Annotated in this window: 22 protein-coding genes; 16 read left to right on the top strand and 6 right to left on the bottom strand. The window is 65.6% G+C overall.

Features of this window, described 5'->3' with window-relative positions:
* The first annotated feature begins 59 nt into the window (after window positions 1-59).
* From nth to D4754_RS02715, 3 genes are read left to right on the top strand one after another with little or no spacing between them, the layout of a single operon-like run.
* Complete coding sequence (gene nth / locus D4754_RS02725) at window positions 60-704, top strand: endonuclease III (RefSeq protein WP_121061351.1); 645 nt, start codon at window positions 60-62, stop codon at window positions 702-704.
* A complete protein-coding gene (locus D4754_RS02720) occupies window positions 701-1693 on the top strand; it encodes an adenosine kinase (protein ID WP_121061350.1) in 993 nt (330 codons plus the stop codon). Before nth ends, D4754_RS02720 begins: the two co-directional genes overlap by 4 nt.
* A gap of 3 nt (window positions 1694-1696) precedes the next feature.
* Window positions 1697-2293 carry a GNAT family N-acetyltransferase gene (locus D4754_RS02715; RefSeq protein WP_121061349.1) on the top strand — a complete coding sequence of 199 codons (597 nt, stop codon included), beginning with the start codon at window positions 1697-1699 and terminating at the stop codon, window positions 2291-2293.
* Window positions 2294-2368: 75 nt separating this feature from the next.
* Here the strand turns inward: D4754_RS02715 and D4754_RS02710 are convergent, their stop codons facing one another.
* The 3 genes from D4754_RS02710 to D4754_RS02700 form a co-directional block, all read right to left on the bottom strand.
* Entirely contained in the window at window positions 2369-2851 is a 483-nt protein-coding gene (locus D4754_RS02710) for an RNA pyrophosphohydrolase (protein ID WP_121061348.1), read from the bottom strand.
* A 148-nt stretch (window positions 2852-2999) separates the two neighbouring features.
* Window positions 3000-3602, bottom strand: a complete 603-nt coding sequence (locus D4754_RS02705; protein ID WP_121061347.1) for an MlaC/ttg2D family ABC transporter substrate-binding protein — start codon at window positions 3600-3602, stop codon at window positions 3000-3002.
* 22 nt (window positions 3603-3624) lie between these two features.
* Entirely contained in the window at window positions 3625-4470 is an 846-nt protein-coding gene (locus D4754_RS02700; RefSeq protein WP_121061346.1) for an MlaA family lipoprotein, read from the bottom strand.
* A 255-nt stretch (window positions 4471-4725) separates the two neighbouring features.
* Here D4754_RS02700 and D4754_RS02695 point away from each other — a divergent pair, with 255 nt between their 5' ends.
* From D4754_RS02695 to D4754_RS02670, 6 genes are all read left to right on the top strand, one after another.
* A complete protein-coding gene (locus D4754_RS02695) occupies window positions 4726-6444 on the top strand; it encodes a type I secretion system permease/ATPase (RefSeq protein ID WP_121061345.1) in 1719 nt (572 codons plus the stop codon).
* Window positions 6441-7820, top strand: coding sequence for an HlyD family type I secretion periplasmic adaptor subunit (locus D4754_RS02690; protein ID WP_205589567.1), 1380 nt, complete (start codon window positions 6441-6443; stop codon window positions 7818-7820). The genes D4754_RS02695 and D4754_RS02690 overlap by 4 nt, the downstream gene beginning before the upstream one ends.
* Window positions 7821-7926: 106 nt before the next feature.
* On the top strand, window positions 7927-8388 hold the full coding sequence (locus tag D4754_RS02685) for a RidA family protein (protein ID WP_121061344.1): 462 nt from the start codon (window positions 7927-7929) through the stop codon (window positions 8386-8388).
* 5 nt (window positions 8389-8393) lie between these two features.
* The gene (locus D4754_RS02680; RefSeq protein WP_121061343.1) at window positions 8394-9164 is read left to right on the top strand and encodes a glycerophosphodiester phosphodiesterase family protein; all 771 of its coding nucleotides are present in this window, start codon (window positions 8394-8396) and stop codon (window positions 9162-9164) included.
* 199 nt (window positions 9165-9363) lie between these two features.
* On the top strand, window positions 9364-10548 hold the full coding sequence (locus D4754_RS02675) for a GNAT family N-acetyltransferase (protein ID WP_121061342.1): 1185 nt from the start codon (window positions 9364-9366) through the stop codon (window positions 10546-10548).
* Window positions 10545-10838 carry a 4a-hydroxytetrahydrobiopterin dehydratase gene (locus D4754_RS02670; protein WP_121061341.1) on the top strand — a complete coding sequence of 98 codons (294 nt, stop codon included), beginning with the start codon at window positions 10545-10547 and terminating at the stop codon, window positions 10836-10838. The genes D4754_RS02675 and D4754_RS02670 overlap by 4 nt, the downstream gene beginning before the upstream one ends.
* Window positions 10839-11069: 231 nt before the next feature.
* Here D4754_RS02670 and D4754_RS02665 read toward each other — a convergent pair whose 3' ends face one another.
* Window positions 11070-11558 (bottom strand): peroxiredoxin, encoded by a 489-nt coding sequence (locus D4754_RS02665; RefSeq protein WP_121061340.1) that lies wholly within the window; start codon window positions 11556-11558, stop codon window positions 11070-11072.
* A gap of 93 nt (window positions 11559-11651) precedes the next feature.
* On the opposite strand from D4754_RS02665, the gene D4754_RS02660 reads away from it, so the two are divergent.
* The 3 genes from D4754_RS02660 (at window position 11652) to D4754_RS02650 (ending at window position 13767) form a co-directional block, all read left to right on the top strand.
* Window positions 11652-12863 (top strand): NAD(P)/FAD-dependent oxidoreductase, encoded by a 1212-nt coding sequence (locus tag D4754_RS02660; RefSeq protein WP_121061339.1) that lies wholly within the window; start codon window positions 11652-11654, stop codon window positions 12861-12863.
* The gene (gene rsmD, locus D4754_RS02655) at window positions 12863-13420 is read left to right on the top strand and encodes a 16S rRNA (guanine(966)-N(2))-methyltransferase RsmD (RefSeq protein WP_121061338.1); all 558 of its coding nucleotides are present in this window, start codon (window positions 12863-12865) and stop codon (window positions 13418-13420) included. The genes D4754_RS02660 and rsmD overlap by 1 nt, the downstream gene beginning before the upstream one ends.
* Before the next feature lie 158 nt (window positions 13421-13578).
* The gene (locus tag D4754_RS02650; protein ID WP_121061336.1) at window positions 13579-13767 is read left to right on the top strand and encodes a hypothetical protein; all 189 of its coding nucleotides are present in this window, start codon (window positions 13579-13581) and stop codon (window positions 13765-13767) included.
* Here D4754_RS02650 and map read toward each other — a convergent pair.
* Together map and sfsA are read right to left on the bottom strand one after the other, a co-directional pair.
* The gene (gene map, locus D4754_RS02645) at window positions 13758-14585 is read right to left on the bottom strand and encodes a type I methionyl aminopeptidase (protein ID WP_121061334.1); all 828 of its coding nucleotides are present in this window, start codon (window positions 14583-14585) and stop codon (window positions 13758-13760) included. The genes D4754_RS02650 and map overlap by 10 nt on opposite strands.
* A 122-nt stretch (window positions 14586-14707) precedes the next feature.
* Complete coding sequence (gene sfsA, locus D4754_RS02640) at window positions 14708-15442, bottom strand: DNA/RNA nuclease SfsA (protein ID WP_121061331.1); 735 nt, start codon at window positions 15440-15442, stop codon at window positions 14708-14710.
* Window positions 15443-15490: 48 nt separating this feature from the next.
* Here sfsA and D4754_RS02635 point away from each other — a divergent pair, with 48 nt between their 5' ends.
* The 4 genes from D4754_RS02635 to D4754_RS02620 are packed head-to-tail and all read left to right on the top strand — an operon-like array spanning window position 15491 to window position 18513.
* Window positions 15491-16213: a competence/damage-inducible protein A gene (locus D4754_RS02635; protein WP_121061329.1), complete on the top strand. Its 723-nt coding sequence runs from the start codon at window positions 15491-15493 to the stop codon at window positions 16211-16213.
* Entirely contained in the window at window positions 16210-16953 is a 744-nt protein-coding gene (locus D4754_RS02630) for a GNAT family N-acetyltransferase (RefSeq protein WP_121061327.1), read from the top strand. Before D4754_RS02635 ends, D4754_RS02630 begins: the two co-directional genes overlap by 4 nt.
* A 19-nt stretch (window positions 16954-16972) precedes the next feature.
* Window positions 16973-17545, top strand: a complete 573-nt coding sequence (locus D4754_RS02625; RefSeq protein WP_121061325.1) for a peroxidase-related enzyme — start codon at window positions 16973-16975, stop codon at window positions 17543-17545.
* Entirely contained in the window at window positions 17542-18513 is a 972-nt protein-coding gene (locus D4754_RS02620) for an OmpA family protein (protein WP_121061323.1), read from the top strand. The genes D4754_RS02625 and D4754_RS02620 overlap by 4 nt, the downstream gene beginning before the upstream one ends.
* The last annotated feature ends 60 nt before the right edge of the window (window positions 18514-18573 follow it).

Here is an 18573-nt window from a genome sequence, read left to right as displayed (position 1 = left end):
GCCGCCCGATGGCCCCCTTTGCTTGCCCCCGGGCGGGACAGCGGGCATAGCTTTGCCCCATGGCGCGACAGCTCGACTACAATACGCTTTGCGAGATCTTCGCCCGGTTCGAGGCCGATGAGGCCGAACCCGAAGGCGAATTGCACCACACCAACGCCTACACGCTTCTCGTTGCCGTGGCGCTTTCCGCGCAGGCGACGGATGTGGGCGTGAACCGGGCGACGAAGGACCTGTTCACCGTCGTCGACACGCCGCAGAAGATGCTCGACCTCGGCGAAGAGCGGCTGACCGGCTACATCAAGACCATCGGGCTGTATCGCAACAAGGCGAAGAATGTGATGAAGCTCTCACGCATTCTGGTCGACGAGTATGGCGGGGAAGTCCCTTCCTCCCGCGCGGCGCTGCAGGCGTTGCCGGGGGTCGGGCGCAAGACCGCCAATGTGGTGCTGAACATGTGGTGGCGCTATCCGGCGCAGGCCGTCGACACGCATATCTTCCGCGTCGGCAACCGCACCGGGATCGCGCCGGGCAAGGACGTCGTCGCGGTCGAACGCGCCATAGAAGACAACGTCCCCGCGCCCTACCAGCTCCACGCCCATCACTGGCTGATCCTGCACGGTCGGTATCATTGCAAGGCGCGCAAGCCGCAATGCCCGACCTGCCTGATCCGCGATCTCTGCCCTTATGAGGACAAGACACTATGACCAAGACCTATCAACTCGTCGGCATCGGCAATGCCATCGTCGACGTGATCTCGCAGCACGATGACGACTTCCTGGCCCATATGGGGATCGAGAAGGGCATCATGCAGCTGGTCGAAACGGACCGGGCCGAAGTGCTCTATGCCGCGATGCAGGAACGCCATCAGGCGCCAGGCGGGTCGGTCGCCAACTCCATCGCCGGCGCCGGCGCGCTGGGGCTGAAGACCGCCTTCATCGGCCGGGTCCATGACGACGCGCTTGGACAGTTCTACGCCAAGGGCATGGAAGAAACCGGCGTGGCCTTCGTCAACGCGCCCGTGCCGGAAGGCGAATTGCCCACATCGCGCTCGATGATCTTCGTGTCGCCGGATGGCGAGCGGTCGATGAACACCTATCTGGGCATCTCGTCCGAGCTGGGTCCCGATGACGTCGACGAGAAGATCGCGGCCGATACCGACGTCATGTTCCTTGAAGGCTACCTGTTCGACAAGGACAAGGGGAAAGAGGCGTTCTACAAGGCCGCCCGCGCCTGCCGCGCCGCCGGCGGCAAGACCGGCATCGCGATTTCCGATCCGTTCTGCGTCGACCGTCACCGCGCCGACTTCCTGACCCTGATCGAGAACGAGATGGACTACGTCATCGGCAACGAGGACGAGATCAAGTCCCTGTTCGAAACCGACGATCTGGACGACGCGCTGGAGAAGACGGCCAAGCTGTGCGAGCTGGTGGTCTGCACCCGGTCGGGCGACGGCGTGTCCGTCATGCAGAACGGCACGCGCACCGATGTGTCGGTCGAGAAGGTGAAGGTCGTCGATGCCACCGGCGCTGGCGACCAATTCGCCGCAGGGTTCCTGTTCGGCCTGGCCACGGGCAAGGACGTGGAAACCGCCGCGCGCATGGGGTCCGTTGCCGCGCGCGAGGTGATCTCGCATATCGGGCCGCGCCCCGAACAGTCGGTCGCCGAGCTGATGAAGGCCACGGGACTGTTGTAAGCCATGCCTGACCTCACCGTTCATCCCGTCCCGCCCGGTCATGTCGCCTGCGTGATCACGCACCTGGAGATGCTGGCCCCCGCCGCGCCGCGCCCGGCCGAACTGCCGGACGGGGCCACGCTGGAGCATGTGGAGGCACCGACGCCCGACTGGTACCGCGCGCTGTATCGGCGCCTGGGGGAGGCCTATATCTGGGCCTCCCGCCTGGAACTGTCAGATGACGAGCTGACGGCGATCCTGCACCACCCGGATGTCTGGGTGCATTCTCTGATCAAGGACGGTGAGGCACATGGGCTGATCGAGCTGGATTTCCGCCAGCCCGACGAATGCGAGTTGAAATACTTCGGGGTCAGCGGCCCGATGATCGGCACGACGGCCGCGCGGTCCATGATGAACGCGGCGGTGGCACTGGCATGGTCCCAGCCCATCACGCGGTTCTGGGTGCATACCTGCACGTTTGACGATCAGAAGGCGGTGCCGTTCTACAAGCGGTCGGGCTTCGTGCCGTTCGCGCAGGAATTCGAGCACCAGCCGGATCCGCGCCTCATGGGCCTTCTGCCCGAGGATTGCGCGCCGCAGATCCCGTTGATCCGGCCCTGATGTTCCGGGGGAACGGTGCGTGGAGACCACGCACCCTACGGCGGCGTTCACCGGCGCCCTGATCGTCCGGCGTTGTCAGAGGTGCTCGGAAAACGCGTCCAGCACCTGCCGGTACACGTCACGCTTGAAGGGTACGACGCCATCCACCAGCTGGTCGGCCGGACGCCATTGCCATTCGGCGAATTCGGGATGCTCGGTGTCGATGTTGACATGGTCGTCCCGGCCCTGAAATCGCATCAGGAACCACTTCTGCTCCTGCCCGCGAAACTTTCCCTTCCAGGTGTGTGGCACAATGTGGTGCGGCAGGTCGTAGGTCAGCCAGTCGTCGGTTTCGGCCACGATCTCGACGAGGTCGGACGTGACGCCGGTTTCTTCCCACAGTTCGCGCAGGGCCGCGGTGCGGGCGTCTTCGCCCTTGTCCACGCCACCCTGGGGCATCTGCCAGGCATCGTGATCGCGGTCGTTCCGGCGCCCGGCCCAGACGCGGCCCTCGGCGTTCATCAGCATCACGCCGACACAGGGGCGATATGGCAGGCGGGCGATGTCTTCGGGCGTCATGCAGGTCTCCGGGGCTGTCCGATGTCGGACCCAGACTTAACCTCCCAAGGCGATCATGCCCAGAGCCCGCGGCCCACGCACCGAACCGCAAAGGCAAAGGGCGCCCGGTTGTCCCGGACGCCCCTGAAACTGTCGCTGGCCTGAAACCTTACCGCTTCAGCGCGGCGGTGGTCTTGTCGATGCTGCCGCCGTTCTGGTCCATGATCGCGCCGATCTCGGTCCGTTCGGTCAGGAGCATGTTCACGCCTTCGATGAACAGGTTGTAGAACTTGCCGCGGCCCGACTTGTCGGAGACGAGGAAGCTGACGCCGAACGGCGCTTCGCCCTTCAGCTTGGCGATGGCCTTGACCTCGTACCCGGCCTTGATCTGGCGCGAGTCGGTCACGGTGACCGTGCCGCCGATGAATTCCCGGAAGCGCCGGCCGTACTTGTTGGCAATGTACTTCTCGAACGCGTCGGTGAAGGCGCGCAGCTGCGCGGGCGATGCGGTGCGCACGTCCGCGCCAAGCACGTAGCGGGCCATGATCGCAGTGTCGGCATAGCGCGAGAAGATCTGTTCGAAGTCCCGGATCTTCGAGGCTTCGGACTTGTTGGTGGCGATCACCTGGTTGATGTCGGCGACCAGCTGGTCGACCAGACCTTCGGCGCCGGCCTTGGTCAGCGCCAGAAGCTGGCTGGGCCAGCTCGACAAGCCGGCGGCGACAAAGCCCACGCCGGCCATCGCGGTTGAAAGGAACGTCCGGCGGGGCATGCGCAGCGGCGCACGCTCAAGGTCAGAAACGGTCTGCCGTTGCTTCCGGATCGTCGAAGATGTCGGCGTAGGGGTCTGCATATGGGTCTGCATAGGCGTCCTCGTAAGGGTCGGCATAGGGATCGGCATAGGCATCAACATAGGGGTCGCCCCCCTCTCCTGCCAGTTCGAAGCGGCGATTTTGCAGGAATATGATCCGCGCCTGCGCGTAACTGTCTGCGCTTTCGTAAAGAACCGTGTCGATCGTTTCGGAGTATGTACCCCGGTCATTCAGGCGATCGAGGATGTACGACCCATAACGCAGGTTCTGGAAATTCGATCCATATTCCAGGTAACCCAACGGGTTCGTGAACACATCGACGGCCAGCCCGACCGAATCGCGTTCTGTCGACGGACCGAAGAACGGCAGCTCGATATAGGCGCCTTCGTCGAAGCCCCACGTGTACAGGACCTCACCAAAATCGGTGTCGAGGTCCGGGATCCCGAATTCTGTCGCGGGGTCTGCAAGGCCGCCGAATCCGATGGTGGTGTTCATCAGGAACCGGCCGACCGTGATAACGGCTTCCTTGATCCTGCCCTGTGCCAGGAAATCGACCACGTCCGTCGGTTTGGACATGTTGTCGGCGAAGTAGCCGATGCTGGTCCGGATCTCGTCGGGCAGGATGAAGACATATCCTTTCGCCGCAGGACGATAGATCACCTTGTCGACGCCGATGTTGAAGGCATGGACCTTCCGGTTGACGTTTTCATAGGGGTCAAACACCTCGCCACTGGCGCGGTGTTCTTCGGACGGGACCGTGCAGGCCGCTGTCAGGGTAATCACTGTGGCGGCGGGAAGCGCAGCCAGCCGGCTAAGCCAAAGATGCATTACGTCAGGTCCAATCGTATTCGTCCAATCGCCGGTCCATCAAGGCACCGCGAGTCACCGTTCCGGTCCGTGATCCATTGGATCGAGTCGGCCCCTGAACTGATAGTCATCGTGATAGATTAATTTGTCGCTGATTTGAAACAGCTTGCAGGGTGAAACAACGGTTTCCTGCCGATTGCGGCCTAGTGTACCACCTTCCAGCAGCGGCAGAGTGAGTCGCTTATGGAATAAGTGACAGAGGGATCGGGTAAGGGCATGACAAAAGGACGTGAAGAACTCGTCGCCGCACGGCAGCAGAGCCGGGGGCTCTACTGGACTGTCGGAATATTCAGTTTCTTCGCGAACATGCTGATGCTGACCGGCCCGATCTACATGCTGCAGATCTACGACCGTGTGCTTGGATCGCGGTCCGAGGCGACGCTTGTCGCGCTGACGCTGCTGGTGGCCTTCCTCTACGGGATCATGGGGATCCTCGATTACACCCGCGGCCGGATCATGGCGCGGGCGGGAGCGCGGTTCCAGTCGGCGCTCGACAAGCGGGTCTTCGACGCGATGATCCGCCGTTCGGCCGTGGCGCGCGATCCGGCGGCCCAGACGGGACTGGCGGATCTGGAATCGGTGCAGCGGCTGATTTCGTCGCCCGTTCTGATGGCCGGATTCGACATTCCGTGGACGCCGGTCTTCCTGGCCGGCATCACGCTGTTCCACCCCTGGCTGGGCTACCTGGCGATGGGCGGCGGCGCGCTTCTGATCTTCATCACCTGGGTCAACCAGCATTTCACGCGCCGGCCGATGCTCAAGGCGGGCGTCGCATCTAACCAAGCCAGCATGCTGTCGGAAGAAATCCGGTCCGAAGCCGAGATGATCCAGTCGATGGGCATGCGCGATTCGGCGTTCCGCCGCTGGATGGTGGCCCGCGATTCCTCGCTGGAAGAATCGATCCGCGCCAACGATGTGGGCGGCACGTTCTCCTCCATGACGAAAACGCTGCGGCTGTTCCTGCAATCGGCGATGCTGGGCCTTGGCGCCTATCTTGTCCTGCAGGGCGAACTTTCCGCCGGTGCGATGATCGCCGGTTCGATCCTGCTGGGTCGCGCGCTGGCCCCGATCGAGCTGTCGATCGGCCAGTGGCCGGTGGTGCAGCGCGCCTTCAAGGGCTGGCGCACGCTGGCCGACCTGCTGGACAGCACCCCGCCCGAAGATACCCGCACGTCCCTGCCACGCCCCAAGGCGAAGCTGCAGGTGCAATCCCTGACACTGGTGCCACCGGGCGAATCCCGTGCGGTGCTGCGCGCGCTTTCGTTCGAGGTCGAACCGGGACAGGCGCTGGGGGTCATCGGGCCGTCCGGGTCGGGAAAGTCGTCGCTGGCGCGGGCGCTGACGGGCGTCTGGAAACCGGCAGGCGGGACGATCCGACTGGATGGCGCATCGCTGGACCAGTACGACCCGGCCGTGCTGGGCCGGCTGATCGGCTACCTGCCGCAACGGGTGATGCTGTTCGATGGCACCATCGCGCAGAACATTGCGCGGCTTGAACTGGAACCGGAAGCCGAAAAGGTCGTGACATCGGCCAAGCGCGCCGCGGCGCATGACATGATCGTCAACTTTCCCGATGGCTATGACACCAAGATCAGCCAGGGCGGCGGCCGTCTGTCCGGCGGCCAGATCCAGCGCGTCGGGCTGGCCCGCGCGATGTATGACGAACCGGTCCTGCTGATCCTGGACGAGCCGAACTCGAACCTCGACAACGAAGGCTCGATGGCGCTGAACGCGGCGATCCGTGAACTGAAGGCCGCGGGCCACGCGGTGATGATCATGGCCCACCGCCCCGCCGCCATCCAGGAATGCGACATGCTGCTGGTGATCGACAGCGGAACGCGCGCAGCCTTCGGTCCGAAGGATCAGGTCCTGCGCGAGATGGTCACCAATCACGAAGAACTCTCCAAGACCGCCTCGATGGGAGGTGTCCGATGAACGCCGCATCACGCAAGACCGGCCCCAAGGCCAAACCCGTCAAGCCGAAGAAGGCGCCGTTGAATCCCGCCCGACCGCCCGACAAAACCCGCCGCTGGTCCGCCCGCGGTCCGGTCCTGTTCGGCGTCTTCGGACTGTTGCTGCTGGTCGGCGGCTTCGGATCCTGGGCGGTGCTGACCAACATCTCGGGCGCCATCGTCGCCTCGGGCCGGTTCGAAGTCGAACGCGACCGGCAGGTGCTGCAGCATATCGACGGTGGCATCGTGTCGGAAATCCTCGTGGACGAAGGCGACAAGGTCGCAGAAGGCGATACGCTGATCCGGCTGGATGCGTCTGACCTGCAATCGCAGCTGGTGATCACCGAAGGCCAGCTGTTCGAACTGATGGCCCGCCGCGGCCGACTGGAAGCGGAACAGGACGGCACCGACACGATCACCTTCGATCCGGTCCTGCTGGAGGCAGCCAAGAAATCCACCGACGTGGCCGATCTGGTCGCCGGGCAGGAAAAACTGTTCCAGGCCCGCCGCGACACGATCGACAAGGAAACCGAGCAGCTGGAGAAACGGCGCGGCCAGATCCAGAACCAGATCGAAGGCGTCCAGGCGCAACAGACCTCGATGGGCAAGCAGCTCGACCTGATCGAGGAGGAGCTGAGCCAGCAGCAATCCCTGCTCGATCAGGGTCTGACACAGGCCGGCACGGTGCTGCGGCTTCTGCGCGCGCAGGCCGAAATGGAAGGCACCATCGGCGAACTCACCGCGACCGAAGCGCAATCCGAAGGCCGCATCACCGAGATCGACCTGCAGATCCTGCAACTCGACACCCAGACCCGCGAAGACGCCACCACGCGGCTCCGCGATCTGCAATACCGCGAACTGGAACTGGCGGAAGAACGGCGGTCGATCCTGAAACGGCTCGACCGGCTGGACCTGAAGGCGCCGGTGTCGGGCATTGTCTACGGATTGCAGGTGCAGACGCCGCAATCGGTGATCCGGCCGGCGGAACCCGTGCTGTACCTTGTCCCGCAGGACCGGCCGCTGGTGATCGTCGTGCGCGTGAATCCGATCGACATCGACCAGATCTACGTGGGTCAGGACGCGGTTCTGCACTTCTCGGCGCTGGATCAGCGGACCACGCCGGAACTGAACGGCACGGTGTCGCAGATCTCGGCCGACACGTTCGAGGATTCGAACTCCCAGGTGTCCTTCTACCGCGCCGAGATCGAGTTGAACCCCGGTGAGGCCGAACGCCTGCCCGAAGGCACGCTGCTGATCCCCGGCATGCCGGTGGAGGCATTCATCAGCACCACGGCCCGGTCGCCGCTGTCCTACCTTGTCAAACCGATGTCGGACTACTTCACCAAGGCGATGCGCTAGGATCGCACATGGCCGGATTTGGGCTTTAAGGCCCCGGCCAACCGGACTAGCGTCCGCGGCGAAGGCCGGGCAGGGGTCCGGCGGACTGGAACAGGAGATCACGCCCATGTCGATCGAAGCGAAACTGGCCGAACTTGGAATCGAACTGCCCGATGCCCCGGCGCCGGCCGCGAACTATGTGCCCTTCGTGCAGGTGGGCGATACGGTCTACGTGTCGGGCCAGATCTCGACCGCGCCCGACGGCTCGCTGATCACCGGCAAGATCGGTGTCGATCTGGACGTGGCCGATGGCGCGGCCGCGGCCCGGACCTGCGCGATTTCGCTTCTGGCGCAGGCCAAGGCCGCCTGCGGCGGCGACCTGTCGAAACTGGTGCGCGTGGTGAAGCTGACCGGCTTCGTGAACTCGGCCCCCGATTTCACCAACCAGCCGGAAGTCGTCAACGGCGCGTCGGATTTCCTTGTCGAGGTTCTGGGCGACGCCGGCCGGCACGCCCGTTCGGCCGTGTCCGCAGGTGCTTTGCCGCGCAATGTCGCGGTCGAGATCGAAGGCATCTTCCAGATCCGGTAGAAACCATGCGCCCCGCCCTGCCCGCGGCCTTCACGGGCCCGCCGATCGCGCATCGCGCGCTTCACGACATCGCCGCCGGGCGCCCCGAAAACGCGCTGTCCGCCGTGCGGGCAGCGGTGGCGGCAGGCTACGGGATCGAGATCGACCTGCAGCTGACAGCCGACGGCGAAGCGATGGTCTTTCATGACTACGACCTGTCGCGCCTGACCGGGCGCGACGGTCTGCTGCGGGATCTGACCGCGGCAGAGGCGGCCACGGTCCCGCTGCTGGGCGGCGACGGCGAATGCATCCCGACACTGGCCGCCGTGCGGGACGCCGTGAACGGGGAGGTACCGCTTCTGGTCGAGATCAAGGACCAGGACCGCCATGACGGCCCCGGTGTCGGACCGCTTGAGGCCGCAGCGGCGCGCGCTCTGCAAAGCTATGCAGGGCCGGTTGCGTTGATGTCGTTCAACCCGGAATCGATGGCCGAGATGTCCCGGCTACTGCCGGACGTGCCCCGCGGCCTGACGACGATGAGCTTCGACCCCGACCTCTGGCCGTTGCCCGCCGCGACCTGCGACCGGCTGACCGAAATCGCGGATTTCGACCGTGTCGAAGCCAGCTTCATCAGCCACCACGCCGCGGATTTCCCGCGCGACCGTGTGGAGGCACTGCGACAGGCGGGGGTTCCGGTGCTCTGCTGGACGATTCGGTCGCCCGGGGAAGAGGCAGCGGCCCGCGCATTTGCCGACAACGTGACCTTCGAAGGCTATCTGCCCGCGCTTCCCGCTTGATCGGCGCGACGTCGGGCACAGATAAAGAAGAGGCGGGAGGGATCGGCCACGGCCATGCCCGATCCGCCCCACCCGCCCGCCCCCGTCGGCCGCGCGTGCCGCGCGACCTCCTTGGCGGATCGGGCGTGGCGGGGCTGACCGGGCGCGGCTGCGGCCGCTGCACGGCCCGGACAGTGAACAAGTGGGAGCCGGACGCGAGATGGATCAGGCGCAGATCGAAATTCAGGTCCTGGGATCTCTGGAGCAGATCGCTCCTACCGACTGGGATGCTTGCGCCTGCCCCGAGGCCGCGGATGGCCGGCCCGTTGACCCGTTCACCACGCACCGGTTCCTGCTGGCGCTGGAACGCTCGGGCTCCGTCGGCCCTGGCACGGGGTGGCAACCGCAGTACCTGACCGCGTACATGGACGGTCAGCTGATCGCCGCCGCGCCGCTTTACGCGAAGTCCCACAGCCAGGGCGAATACATCTTCGATCACAACTGGGCCCATGCCTATGAAAGCGCAGGCGGCCGGTATTACCCGAAACTGCAGATCGCCGTACCCTTCACGCCGGCCACGGGCCGCCGCTTCCTTGTCCGCCCGGGCTACGAGGAGATTGGCGCCTCGGCCCTTGTGCAGGGCGCTGTCCAGCTGGCCGACAACAACAACCTGTCCTCGCTCCACGTCACCTTCTGCACCGAAGCCGAAGCCGAAGCCGGCCGCGCGATGGGGCTGATGGATCGCACCACGCAGCAATTCCACTGGAAGAACGACGGCTACGCCGATTTCGAGGGCTTCCTGGAGAGCCTGTCCTCCCGCAAGCGCAAGACGATCCGCAAGGAACGCCGCACCGCCAATGCGTTCGGCGGAACGATCCACATGCTGACCGGTGACGCCATCGAGCCCGAACACTGGGACGCCTTCTGGCGCTTCTACCAGGACACCGGCGCGCGAAAATGGGGCCAGCCCTACCTGACACGCGCCTTCTTCGACGACGCCCAGGACACGATGCGCGGCGACATCCTGCTTGCAATGGCCGAACGCGACGGACACTGGGTGGCCGGCGCGCTGAACTTCATCGGGCGGGATACGCTCTATGGCCGGTACTGGGGCTGTACCGAACATCACTCCTGCCTGCATTTCGAACTGTGCTATTACCGCGCCATCGACTTCGCCATCGGCCACGGCATGGCCCGGGTAGAGGCCGGCGCACAGGGCGAACACAAGCTCGCCCGCGGCTACCTGCCGACGCAGACGCATTCGCTGCACTGGATCGCCGATCCGGGGCTCGCGAAGGCCATCGGCCGCTATCTGGAGGCCGAGCGCGACGCGGTGGAACACGAGATCGAAGTCTTGACAGATTATGGCCCGTTCAAACGGGCCCATGTGGAGGAACAGGAATGACCGACAAACTCGAAGGAACGGCGCGCACCGACGCGCTCGCCACGCTGGCACAGGACGGCTGGACCGAGGTCGAGGGCCGCGATGCCATCACCAAGACCTATACGTTCAAGAACTTCGTCGAGGCCTTCGGCTGGATGACCCGCGCCGCGATCTGGGCGGAAAAGCTGGGCCATCATCCGGAATGGAGCAACGTCTACAAGACGGTCGAGGTGGTGCTGACCTCGCACGATGCCGGTGGCCTGACGGAGAAGGACGTGAAGCTGGCCGGGAAGTTCGACGGGCTGGTCTGACCGATCAGGCGAAAGTAAAGGGGCAGATGCCGCAGGGGCGCTGCCCCGCCCGGCCCTTCGGGCCGGACTCCCCGGAGTATTTGGGGAAGAGAAGAAAGATGGGCGCCTGTCTTCTTCTTTTCACCAAATACTCCCGCCGGAGGCATCCGCCGATTGGCGGCGCCCGGCCGGCAGGAAAACCCGGGACGTAGGGTGCGTGGTTTCCACGCACCCTACGTCCCGGAACAGGCTTCAGAGCGCGGCCAGCAGGCCTTCGCCCGCGGACACGTCGCAGGTGCCCGGGCTTTCTTCGAGGTTCAGGACGGTGACTTTTCCGTCGTCGACCAGCATCGCGTAGCGCTGCGACCGCGCCATCAAACCGGCCGGCGGCGCGGTGAAATCGAGACCGATGGCCTTGGTGAACGTGCTTTCCGGATCGGCCAGCATGGTGATTCCCGCGTCAGTGGCGCCGGTCGATTCGCCCCAGGCCTTCATCACGAACGGGTCGTTGACCGATACGCAGATGATCTCGTCCACGCCCTTGCCGTCGAACTCGGCCTTGGTGCGGATGAAGCTTGGCACATGAGCCGAATGGCAGGTGGGCGTGAAGGCGCCGGGCACGGCGAAGATCACGACCTTGCGGCCCTTGGTCCGTTCGGCGATGGAAACCTTTTCGGGGCCCTCGGCGCCCAGTTGCAGCAGCGTGGCGTCAGGCAGGGTATCGCCCGTGGAAATGGTCATGAATTAACTCCCGGTCATGGATTTGGCTTTGTCGCTTCTGAGGGATATAGATTGCCGCGGCGCTAGCGCCAAGGATTTGAGAGGGTTTGCCGCATGGGCAGGATCATCGTGACAGGCGCGGGCCAGGCCGGCGCATCGCTGACGGCGCGGTTGCGCAAGGATGGATACGAAGGCGAGATCGTTCTGATCGGCGCCGAAGCACATCCCCCCTACCAGCGCCCGCCCCTGTCGAAGGCCTATCTCCTGGGCGACATGGCGCTGGAACGCCTGTTCCTGTGGCCGGAAAGTGTTTACGCGGACCAGGGAATCACCCTGCGGCTGGGGACCACCGTGTCGGCCATCGATCCGGCTGCGAAGACGCTGACGCTGGGCGACGAGGTGCTGGAATATGACCAGCTGGCGCTGACCACAGGCTCGGCCCCGCGGCGCCTGCCGTCGGCCATCGGCGGCGATCTGGGCGGCGTCTTCACCGTGCGCGATCTGGCCGATGCCGATGCAATGGCGCCCGAAGTGGCCCACGGCCGGCGCGCGCTGATCGTGGGCGGCGGGTACATCGGGCTGGAGGCCGCGGCAGTGGCCACCAAGCGCGGGGTGCAGGTGACACTCGTCGAAATGTCCGACCGCATCCTGAAACGGGTCGCGGCGCCCGAGACGTCGGATTACTTCCGCGCGCTCCACAGGAGCCATGGCGTGGATATCCGCGAAGGCGTGGGGCTGGAGCGGCTGGTGGGCACCGATGGCCACGTTTCAGGCGCGGTGCTGTCCGATGGCACCGAGCTGGACGTCGATTTCGTCGTCGTGGGCGTGGGCATCACCCCCGGCACAGCGCTGGCCGAGGCGGCGGGCCTTGCCATCGACAACGGCATTGCCGTGAACGCCTACGGGCAGACGTCTGATCCGTCGATCTGGGCCGCCGGCGATTGCGCGTCCTTTCCCCATGACGGCGGTCGGTTGCGGCTGGAAAGCGTGCCCAACGCCATCGACATGGCCGAATGCGTGGCGGACAACATGCTGGGGGCGGAGACGGTCTATGTGCCGAAGCCGTGGTTCTGGTCGGATCAGTACGACGTGAAGCTGCAGATCGCGGGGCTGAACGCCGGCTATACCTCGGTCGTGGCGCGCCGGGGCGAGGGGCTCACGGCCTCGTTCTGGTATTACTCGGGCGACAGGCTGGTGGCCGTCGACGCGATGAACGATCCGCGCGGCTACATGGTGGGCAAGCGGTTGATCGAGGCCGGAAAGTCCCCCGATCCGGCCGCGGTCGCCGCGCCCGAGACCGAACTCAAGGCCCTGTTGAAAGCCTGATGCGCATCGTTTCCGGTCGGTTCCGAGGGCGGCCTTTGACGCCGCTGGGCAAGGGCGATCCCGCGGCACATCTACGCCCCACGTCGGACCGGGTGCGCGAAAGCCTGTTCTCGATGCTGGCCTCCCGCGGGGCGATCGAAGATGCCCGCGTGCTGGATCTTTTTGCCGGGACCGGCGCGCTGGGGCTCGAGGCGCTGTCCCGCGGCGCGCAATCCGCGGTCTTCGTCGATAGCGGTCGCGCGGCGCAGAAGCTGCTGGCCGCCAATATCCGGCTGCTGGGCGTGGCGGGCGAAACCCGCGTTCTGGCGCGCGAGGTGCTGAAGCTGGGAGACGCGACGGGGGACGACCTGCCCGCCGATCTCGTCTTCCTCGATCCGCCCTATGGCAAGGATCTGGGCGGGCCTGTGCTGGTCGCACTCAAAGCCCGTGGCTGGATTGCCGCCGATGCCACGATCGTCTGGGAGGAAAGCACCCCCATGCCGGCGCCAGAAGGCTTCACGGTCGACGATCAGCGCCGCTATGGCGACACACACGTGACCGTTCTCCGCCCCCTCTGACGGCCAACACAGAAGCGCGAAGGATCGCGCCCGGGCCGGGCCGGCGGATCGCGCAGCGATGCGGCGGGGTGGGCGGGTGGGCCCGGAACGGGCGCGATCCGGGGTGACGCGTTGCTGACAGAGTCGCGAAAGAACGCCGTTTCGGCTAGACTGTCCCGATGACAGCCGCCCTCGCCCGCTTCCTGCCGTCCTTCTCGCTGATGGCCCGGCCCGTCGCCACCCAGGCGCCCGGGAAAGGACGCGCGCGGGAACCGGTGTTCATTCACGACGCCATCGTGCCATGGCAGGGGGAAACCCTGCTACTGGCCATGCTCAGGAAAGATCTGGAAGACGGGGATCAGCCGTAGGTGGGGTGGAACAGTCCACCGGGCGACAGCGTGAAGATCTCGGCCCCGTCGGACGTCACGCCGATGGAATGCTCGAACTGCGCCGACAGGGACTTGTCGCGGGTCACCGCAGTCCAGTCATCAGCCAGGGTCTTCGTTTCCGGGCGGCCGAGGTTCACCATCGGTTCGATGGTGAAGAACATGCCCTCTTCCAGCTTGGCGCCGGATCCCGGACGGCCATAATGCAGCACGTTGGGCGCGGCGTGGAACACGCGGCCCAGACCGTGACCGCAGAAATCGCGAACGACGCTCATCCGGTGGGCTTCGACATAGGCCTGGATGGCATGCCCGATATCGCCGAAGGTCTTGCCGGGGCGCACGGCCTCGATCCCCTTCATCAGCGCGTCATGGGTCACTTCGATCAGGCGCTCGGCCTTCCGCGGCAGCTTGCCGGCCACGTACATCCGGCTTGTGTCGCCGAACCAGCCGTCCACGATCACGGTCACGTCGATGTTCAGGATGTCGCCATCCTTCAGCGTCTTGGGCCCGGGAATGCCGTGGCAGACAGCGTGGTTCACGGAAATGCAGCTGGCGTGCTGATAGCCCTTGTACCCGATGGTCGCCGACGTCGCGCCGGCCTTTTCGATCATATCGGTGATGACCCGGTCGATCTCGGCCGTGGACTGGCCGGGGAAGACATGCGGTGCGATGTCGTCAAGGATCTGCGCGGCGAGCTTGCCCGCCACATGCATGCCTTTGAAATCCGCAGCCTCATGGATGCGGATCCCGTCCTTCGTCAGCTTGCCACGTGCGTCGTCCAACAGCGCTGCGTCTCTCATCGACCTATCTCTCATACTGCAACATAAGACTTTCGTTCCGCGAGCGCCAGAGGCACCACCGCGCACCTGCAGCATTGACGGAGGGTCATCACCGCGTCGGACGAAATGCTGCCAAACTTATGTTAACAAATGCCGCCCGAACGGGCGCTGCGTGCATCCCGGAATGGCAAGGCCCTGCCGATGGAGATGCCGTCTGTCGAGATCGCGGCGGCATGGCACATCACCTCCACCCCCGCCTGCCGGGCCGCCGTGAAAGCCTGCGCATAGGCGGGATCGATATCGGCGGCGACGCTCACGGCCTCTGCATCGCTGCGCTGGACCAGATAGAACAGCACCGCGCGCGCGCCGCCTGCTGCCATTTCCGCCAGCTCCGCAAGGTGCCGCGCACCGCGGGCGGTGACGGTGTCGGGAAACTCGGCCAGGCCCGCCTCCCGCATCAGCGTGACGCTTTTGACCTCGACGTAGGCCGGGAGCAGGTCATCGCCTCCCAGAAGGAAATCCACCCGGCTGCCCTGTCCGTAGGCGACCTCGCGCCGGACGGTCTGATAGGCCGCCAGCCCGGGCACACGGCCATCGGCCAGGGCTTCGGCCACGATCCGGTTGGCAAGCCCGGTATCGATGCAGGCCAGGGCCCCCGTGGGCAGTTCCGCCAGTTTCCAGCTCCATTGCAGCTTCCGCTTGGGATCGCTGACCGGCAGCAGCCAGGCGCGCGTTCCCGGTTCGGCCAGCCCGGTCATGGCGCCGGGATTGGCACAATGGGCCGTCACCTCCGTCCCGTCTTCCAGCACGCAATCGGCCAGGAAGCGCTTGTAGCGACGGATCAGGCGGGCGGGCACGAGGGGGGCTTCAAAGCGCATGACAGCCGGCCTATACGTTGTCGGGCGCACCAAGCAAGGGAGACCTGCATGGCCAACCCAACAGCCGCGATGCTGGTGATCGGGGACGAGATCCTTTCGGGCCGGACCCGTGACAGCAACATGTACTTCCTTGCGCAGCAATTGACGCAAGCGGGGATCGATCTGACCGAGGTTCGGGTCGTCTCGGACGACCAAGACGCCATCGTGTCGGCGGTGAAGGCCCTGTCCGCGGGCTTTACCCATGTCTTCACCTCGGGCGGGATTGGCCCGACCCATGACGACATCACCGCCGATTGCATCGCAAAGGCTTTCGACGCATCCATCGACGTGCGCGACGATGCCCGCGCGCTGCTGGAGGCGCACTACAAGCGCACAGGCGGAGAGCTGAACGTCGCCCGCCTGCGCATGGCTCGTATCCCCGAAGGCGCCACGCTGATCGAGAACCCTGTCTCGGTCGCGCCCGGTTTCACGCTGGAGAACGTCCACGTGATGGCCGGCGTGCCCGAAGTGTTCGAGGCCATGGTCGCCTCGGTCCTGCCGCAATTGACGGGGGGCAGCCCGCTCCTCTCCCAGTCCCTGCGCGTCATGCGCGGCGAGGGCGAGATCGCGGCCTTCCTGAGCGACCTGGCCACAAGTCACCCCGACCTGTCCATCGGCTGCTACCCGTTCCACAAGGATGGCGTGTTCGGCGCCAACGTGGTTGTCCGCGGGGCAGACGGCGCGCAGGTCGATGCCGCCATGACAAAACTGGTTACCGAGTACGGCACATGACCGCCGCACGCGAAGATTTCTATGATGCCATCGATGGCACATGGGCCCCGGCGCGCCGGTTCGAATCCGGACCGTGGACGCTGCGCGAGGGCCAGGGCGGCGGCAGCCGCGTGTCGGCCGCGACATTGACCGATCCGCATTCCCGGCCGTCCGAGGCCGATATCGGCGATGCCGTGGCCGAAATGCGCGCGCTGGATCAGGAACCGCTGTTCATGGTCCGCGATGTCGATCACCCGGGGCTGGATGCCGGTCTGGGCAAGCGCGGGTTTTCCGTGTTCGACCCGGTCGCGATGTATGGCGGCCCGGTGGACCGGCTGACCGACACACAGGTCCCACCGGTCACTGCCTTCACGATTTGGCCCCCCCTGGAGATCATGAAGGAAATCTGGGCCGACGGCGATATAGGCCCGGCCCGGCTGGCGGTGATGGACCGCGCGGCGGGCGAAAAGACCGCCGTCTTCGGCCGCACCGGTGACAAGCCCGCAGGCGTGGCCTACGTGGCGCTTCACGGGCCCATCGCGATGCTCCACGCGCTCGAGGTCGCCCCGCAGCATCGCCGCGACGGCCTCGCCCGCTGGATGCTGCGCCGGGCCGCCTTCTGGGCGGCAGACCACGGCGCGACCCATATCGCCGCGCTCTGCCGCCGCGACAACTTCGCGGCCTGCGCGCTCTACAACCAGTTGGGGATGGAAATCTACGGCCAGTACCATTACCGCCGGCCGCCAGCGACACCGTCCTGAGGCGGAGAAGAGGACCGACATGACCGACAAGAACTCGCCCACCGCATTGAACCTGCCGATGGTGGATCCGCTTCCGCCGGAAACGCAACGCTATTTCGATATCTGCGTGGAAAAGCTGGGCATGGTGCCGAACGTGCTGCGGGCCAATGCCTTCGACATCGACAAGCTGAACGCGTTCACGGGCCTCTACAACGACCTGATGCTGGCGCCTTCCGGCCTGTCCAAGCTGGAGCGCGAAATGATCGCCGTCGTCGTGTCGTCGATCAACCGATGCTTCTACTGCCTTGTGGCCCACGGCGCCGCGGTGCGGGAACTGTCGGGCGATCCGATGCTGGGTGAGATGCTGGTGATGAACTACCGCGTGGCGCCGCTGGACGCGCGGCAACGGGCGATGCTGGATTTTGCCGCGAAGATGACCACCGCCAGCGCAGAGATCGAGGAAAGCCACCGCCAGACCCTGCGCGAGGTGGGCTTTACCGACCGCGATATCTGGGACATCGCCAACGTGGCCGGGTTCTTCAACATGACGAACCGCGTGGCCAGCGCCACCGCCATGCGGCCCAATGACGAGTACCACGCGCAATCCCGATGAGATGCGCCCGCGCCGTCTACCTTGTCCTGCTGTCCGCGGCTCTGCCTGCGGTCCCTGCGGCGGCCTTCGCCCCGCCCTTGCCGGCTGACGCGCGGGTTCTGTCCGACGAGACGCGGGAGAACGAAGGCTACGCCCTGCCCACGGGCCCTTACCGGGACGGCGACGTTCCAGTCGAACTGTTTCCGGGCAAGGTCACGCGGCAAAGCTGGCAACTGGTCCAGAGCCGCGCGACCCCGGCGCAGATCCTCGATCCCATCCGCGCGCAACTTCAGGCCGAGGGCTTCACTGTTGTCTACGAGTGCGCGGCGCAGGCCTGCGGCGGGTTCGATTTCCGCTTCCAGACCGACGTGCTGCCCGCGCCCGACATGTATGTCGACCTGCGCAACTTCCGCTTCCTGTCCGCGAAGAAGGGCGAAACCCACGCCGTCAGCGTGCTGGTCAGCCGCAGCCGCACCGCCGCCTACGTGCAGGTGATCACGGCCATCGCCGCGACCGTTGGCGAATCGACGGTTCCAACCCCGGTTGACGCCGAGGATGCGGCAGCCGGCACACCCATGCCAATCCCCTTGCCCACACCGGTCGACGGATCGGTCGCGGATCTGCTGCTCGGCAACGGATACATCGTTCTGGACGACCTCGACTTCGCAGAGGGCAGTTCATCATTGGGCGAAGGTCCGCACCCGTCGCTCGCCGCGCTGGCCGCGTTCCTGAAAGCGCACGAAGATGCCCGCATCGCGCTGGTCGGGCACACGGACACCGTCGGCTCGCAATCGGCCAACGTCCGGCTGTCGCAACAACGGGCCCGGTCGGCACGCGACCGCCTGGTGCAGGATCACGGGGTGAATCCGGGACAGCTTTCGGCACACGGAACCGGCTACCTGTCGCCTCGCACGTCGAACCGGACGCCCGAAGGCCGCGAAGCCAACCGCCGGGTCGAAGCGGTGCTGACGGTTTTTCCGGAAGAGTAAAGCCTTCGGGCTTGATCGAAGCAGAGCATAGGGGGCTCTGCCCCCGCCGCCCAGCGGGCG

Source organism: Chachezhania antarctica (assembly GCF_003646465.1).
GTDB lineage: Bacteria > Pseudomonadota > Alphaproteobacteria > Rhodobacterales > Rhodobacteraceae > Chachezhania > Chachezhania antarctica.
The sequence above is the reverse complement of the archived record's forward strand: the minus strand, read 5'-3'. Positions and strand labels throughout refer to the sequence as shown.

Excerpts from the sequence above, each read along its gene's own strand:
- nth (WP_121061351.1), top strand. The coding sequence starts at position 60 with ATGGCGCGACAGCTCGACTACAATACGCTTTGCGAGATCTTCGCCCGG.
- D4754_RS02720 (WP_121061350.1), top strand. The coding sequence starts at position 701 with ATGACCAAGACCTATCAACTCGTCGGCATCGGCAATGCCATCGTCGAC.
- D4754_RS02715 (WP_121061349.1), top strand. The coding sequence starts at position 1,697 with ATGCCTGACCTCACCGTTCATCCCGTCCCGCCCGGTCATGTCGCCTGC.
- D4754_RS02710 (WP_121061348.1), bottom strand. The coding sequence starts at position 2,851 with ATGACGCCCGAAGACATCGCCCGCCTGCCATATCGCCCCTGTGTCGGC.
- D4754_RS02705 (WP_121061347.1), bottom strand. The coding sequence starts at position 3,602 with ATGCCCCGCCGGACGTTCCTTTCAACCGCGATGGCCGGCGTGGGCTTT.
- D4754_RS02700 (WP_121061346.1), bottom strand. The coding sequence starts at position 4,470 with ATGCATCTTTGGCTTAGCCGGCTGGCTGCGCTTCCCGCCGCCACAGTG.
- D4754_RS02695 (WP_121061345.1), top strand. The coding sequence starts at position 4,726 with ATGACAAAAGGACGTGAAGAACTCGTCGCCGCACGGCAGCAGAGCCGG.
- D4754_RS02690 (WP_205589567.1), top strand. The coding sequence starts at position 6,441 with ATGAACGCCGCATCACGCAAGACCGGCCCCAAGGCCAAACCCGTCAAG.
- D4754_RS02685 (WP_121061344.1), top strand. The coding sequence starts at position 7,927 with ATGTCGATCGAAGCGAAACTGGCCGAACTTGGAATCGAACTGCCCGAT.
- D4754_RS02680 (WP_121061343.1), top strand. The coding sequence starts at position 8,394 with ATGCGCCCCGCCCTGCCCGCGGCCTTCACGGGCCCGCCGATCGCGCAT.
- D4754_RS02675 (WP_121061342.1), top strand. The coding sequence starts at position 9,364 with ATGGATCAGGCGCAGATCGAAATTCAGGTCCTGGGATCTCTGGAGCAG.
- D4754_RS02670 (WP_121061341.1), top strand. The coding sequence starts at position 10,545 with ATGACCGACAAACTCGAAGGAACGGCGCGCACCGACGCGCTCGCCACG.
- D4754_RS02665 (WP_121061340.1), bottom strand. The coding sequence starts at position 11,558 with ATGACCATTTCCACGGGCGATACCCTGCCTGACGCCACGCTGCTGCAA.
- D4754_RS02660 (WP_121061339.1), top strand. The coding sequence starts at position 11,652 with ATGGGCAGGATCATCGTGACAGGCGCGGGCCAGGCCGGCGCATCGCTG.
- rsmD (WP_121061338.1), top strand. The coding sequence starts at position 12,863 with ATGCGCATCGTTTCCGGTCGGTTCCGAGGGCGGCCTTTGACGCCGCTG.
- D4754_RS02650 (WP_121061336.1), top strand. The coding sequence starts at position 13,579 with ATGACAGCCGCCCTCGCCCGCTTCCTGCCGTCCTTCTCGCTGATGGCC.
- map (WP_121061334.1), bottom strand. The coding sequence starts at position 14,585 with ATGAGAGACGCAGCGCTGTTGGACGACGCACGTGGCAAGCTGACGAAG.
- sfsA (WP_121061331.1), bottom strand. The coding sequence starts at position 15,442 with ATGCGCTTTGAAGCCCCCCTCGTGCCCGCCCGCCTGATCCGTCGCTAC.
- D4754_RS02635 (WP_121061329.1), top strand. The coding sequence starts at position 15,491 with ATGGCCAACCCAACAGCCGCGATGCTGGTGATCGGGGACGAGATCCTT.
- D4754_RS02630 (WP_121061327.1), top strand. The coding sequence starts at position 16,210 with ATGACCGCCGCACGCGAAGATTTCTATGATGCCATCGATGGCACATGG.
- D4754_RS02625 (WP_121061325.1), top strand. The coding sequence starts at position 16,973 with ATGACCGACAAGAACTCGCCCACCGCATTGAACCTGCCGATGGTGGAT.
- D4754_RS02620 (WP_121061323.1), top strand. The coding sequence starts at position 17,542 with ATGAGATGCGCCCGCGCCGTCTACCTTGTCCTGCTGTCCGCGGCTCTG.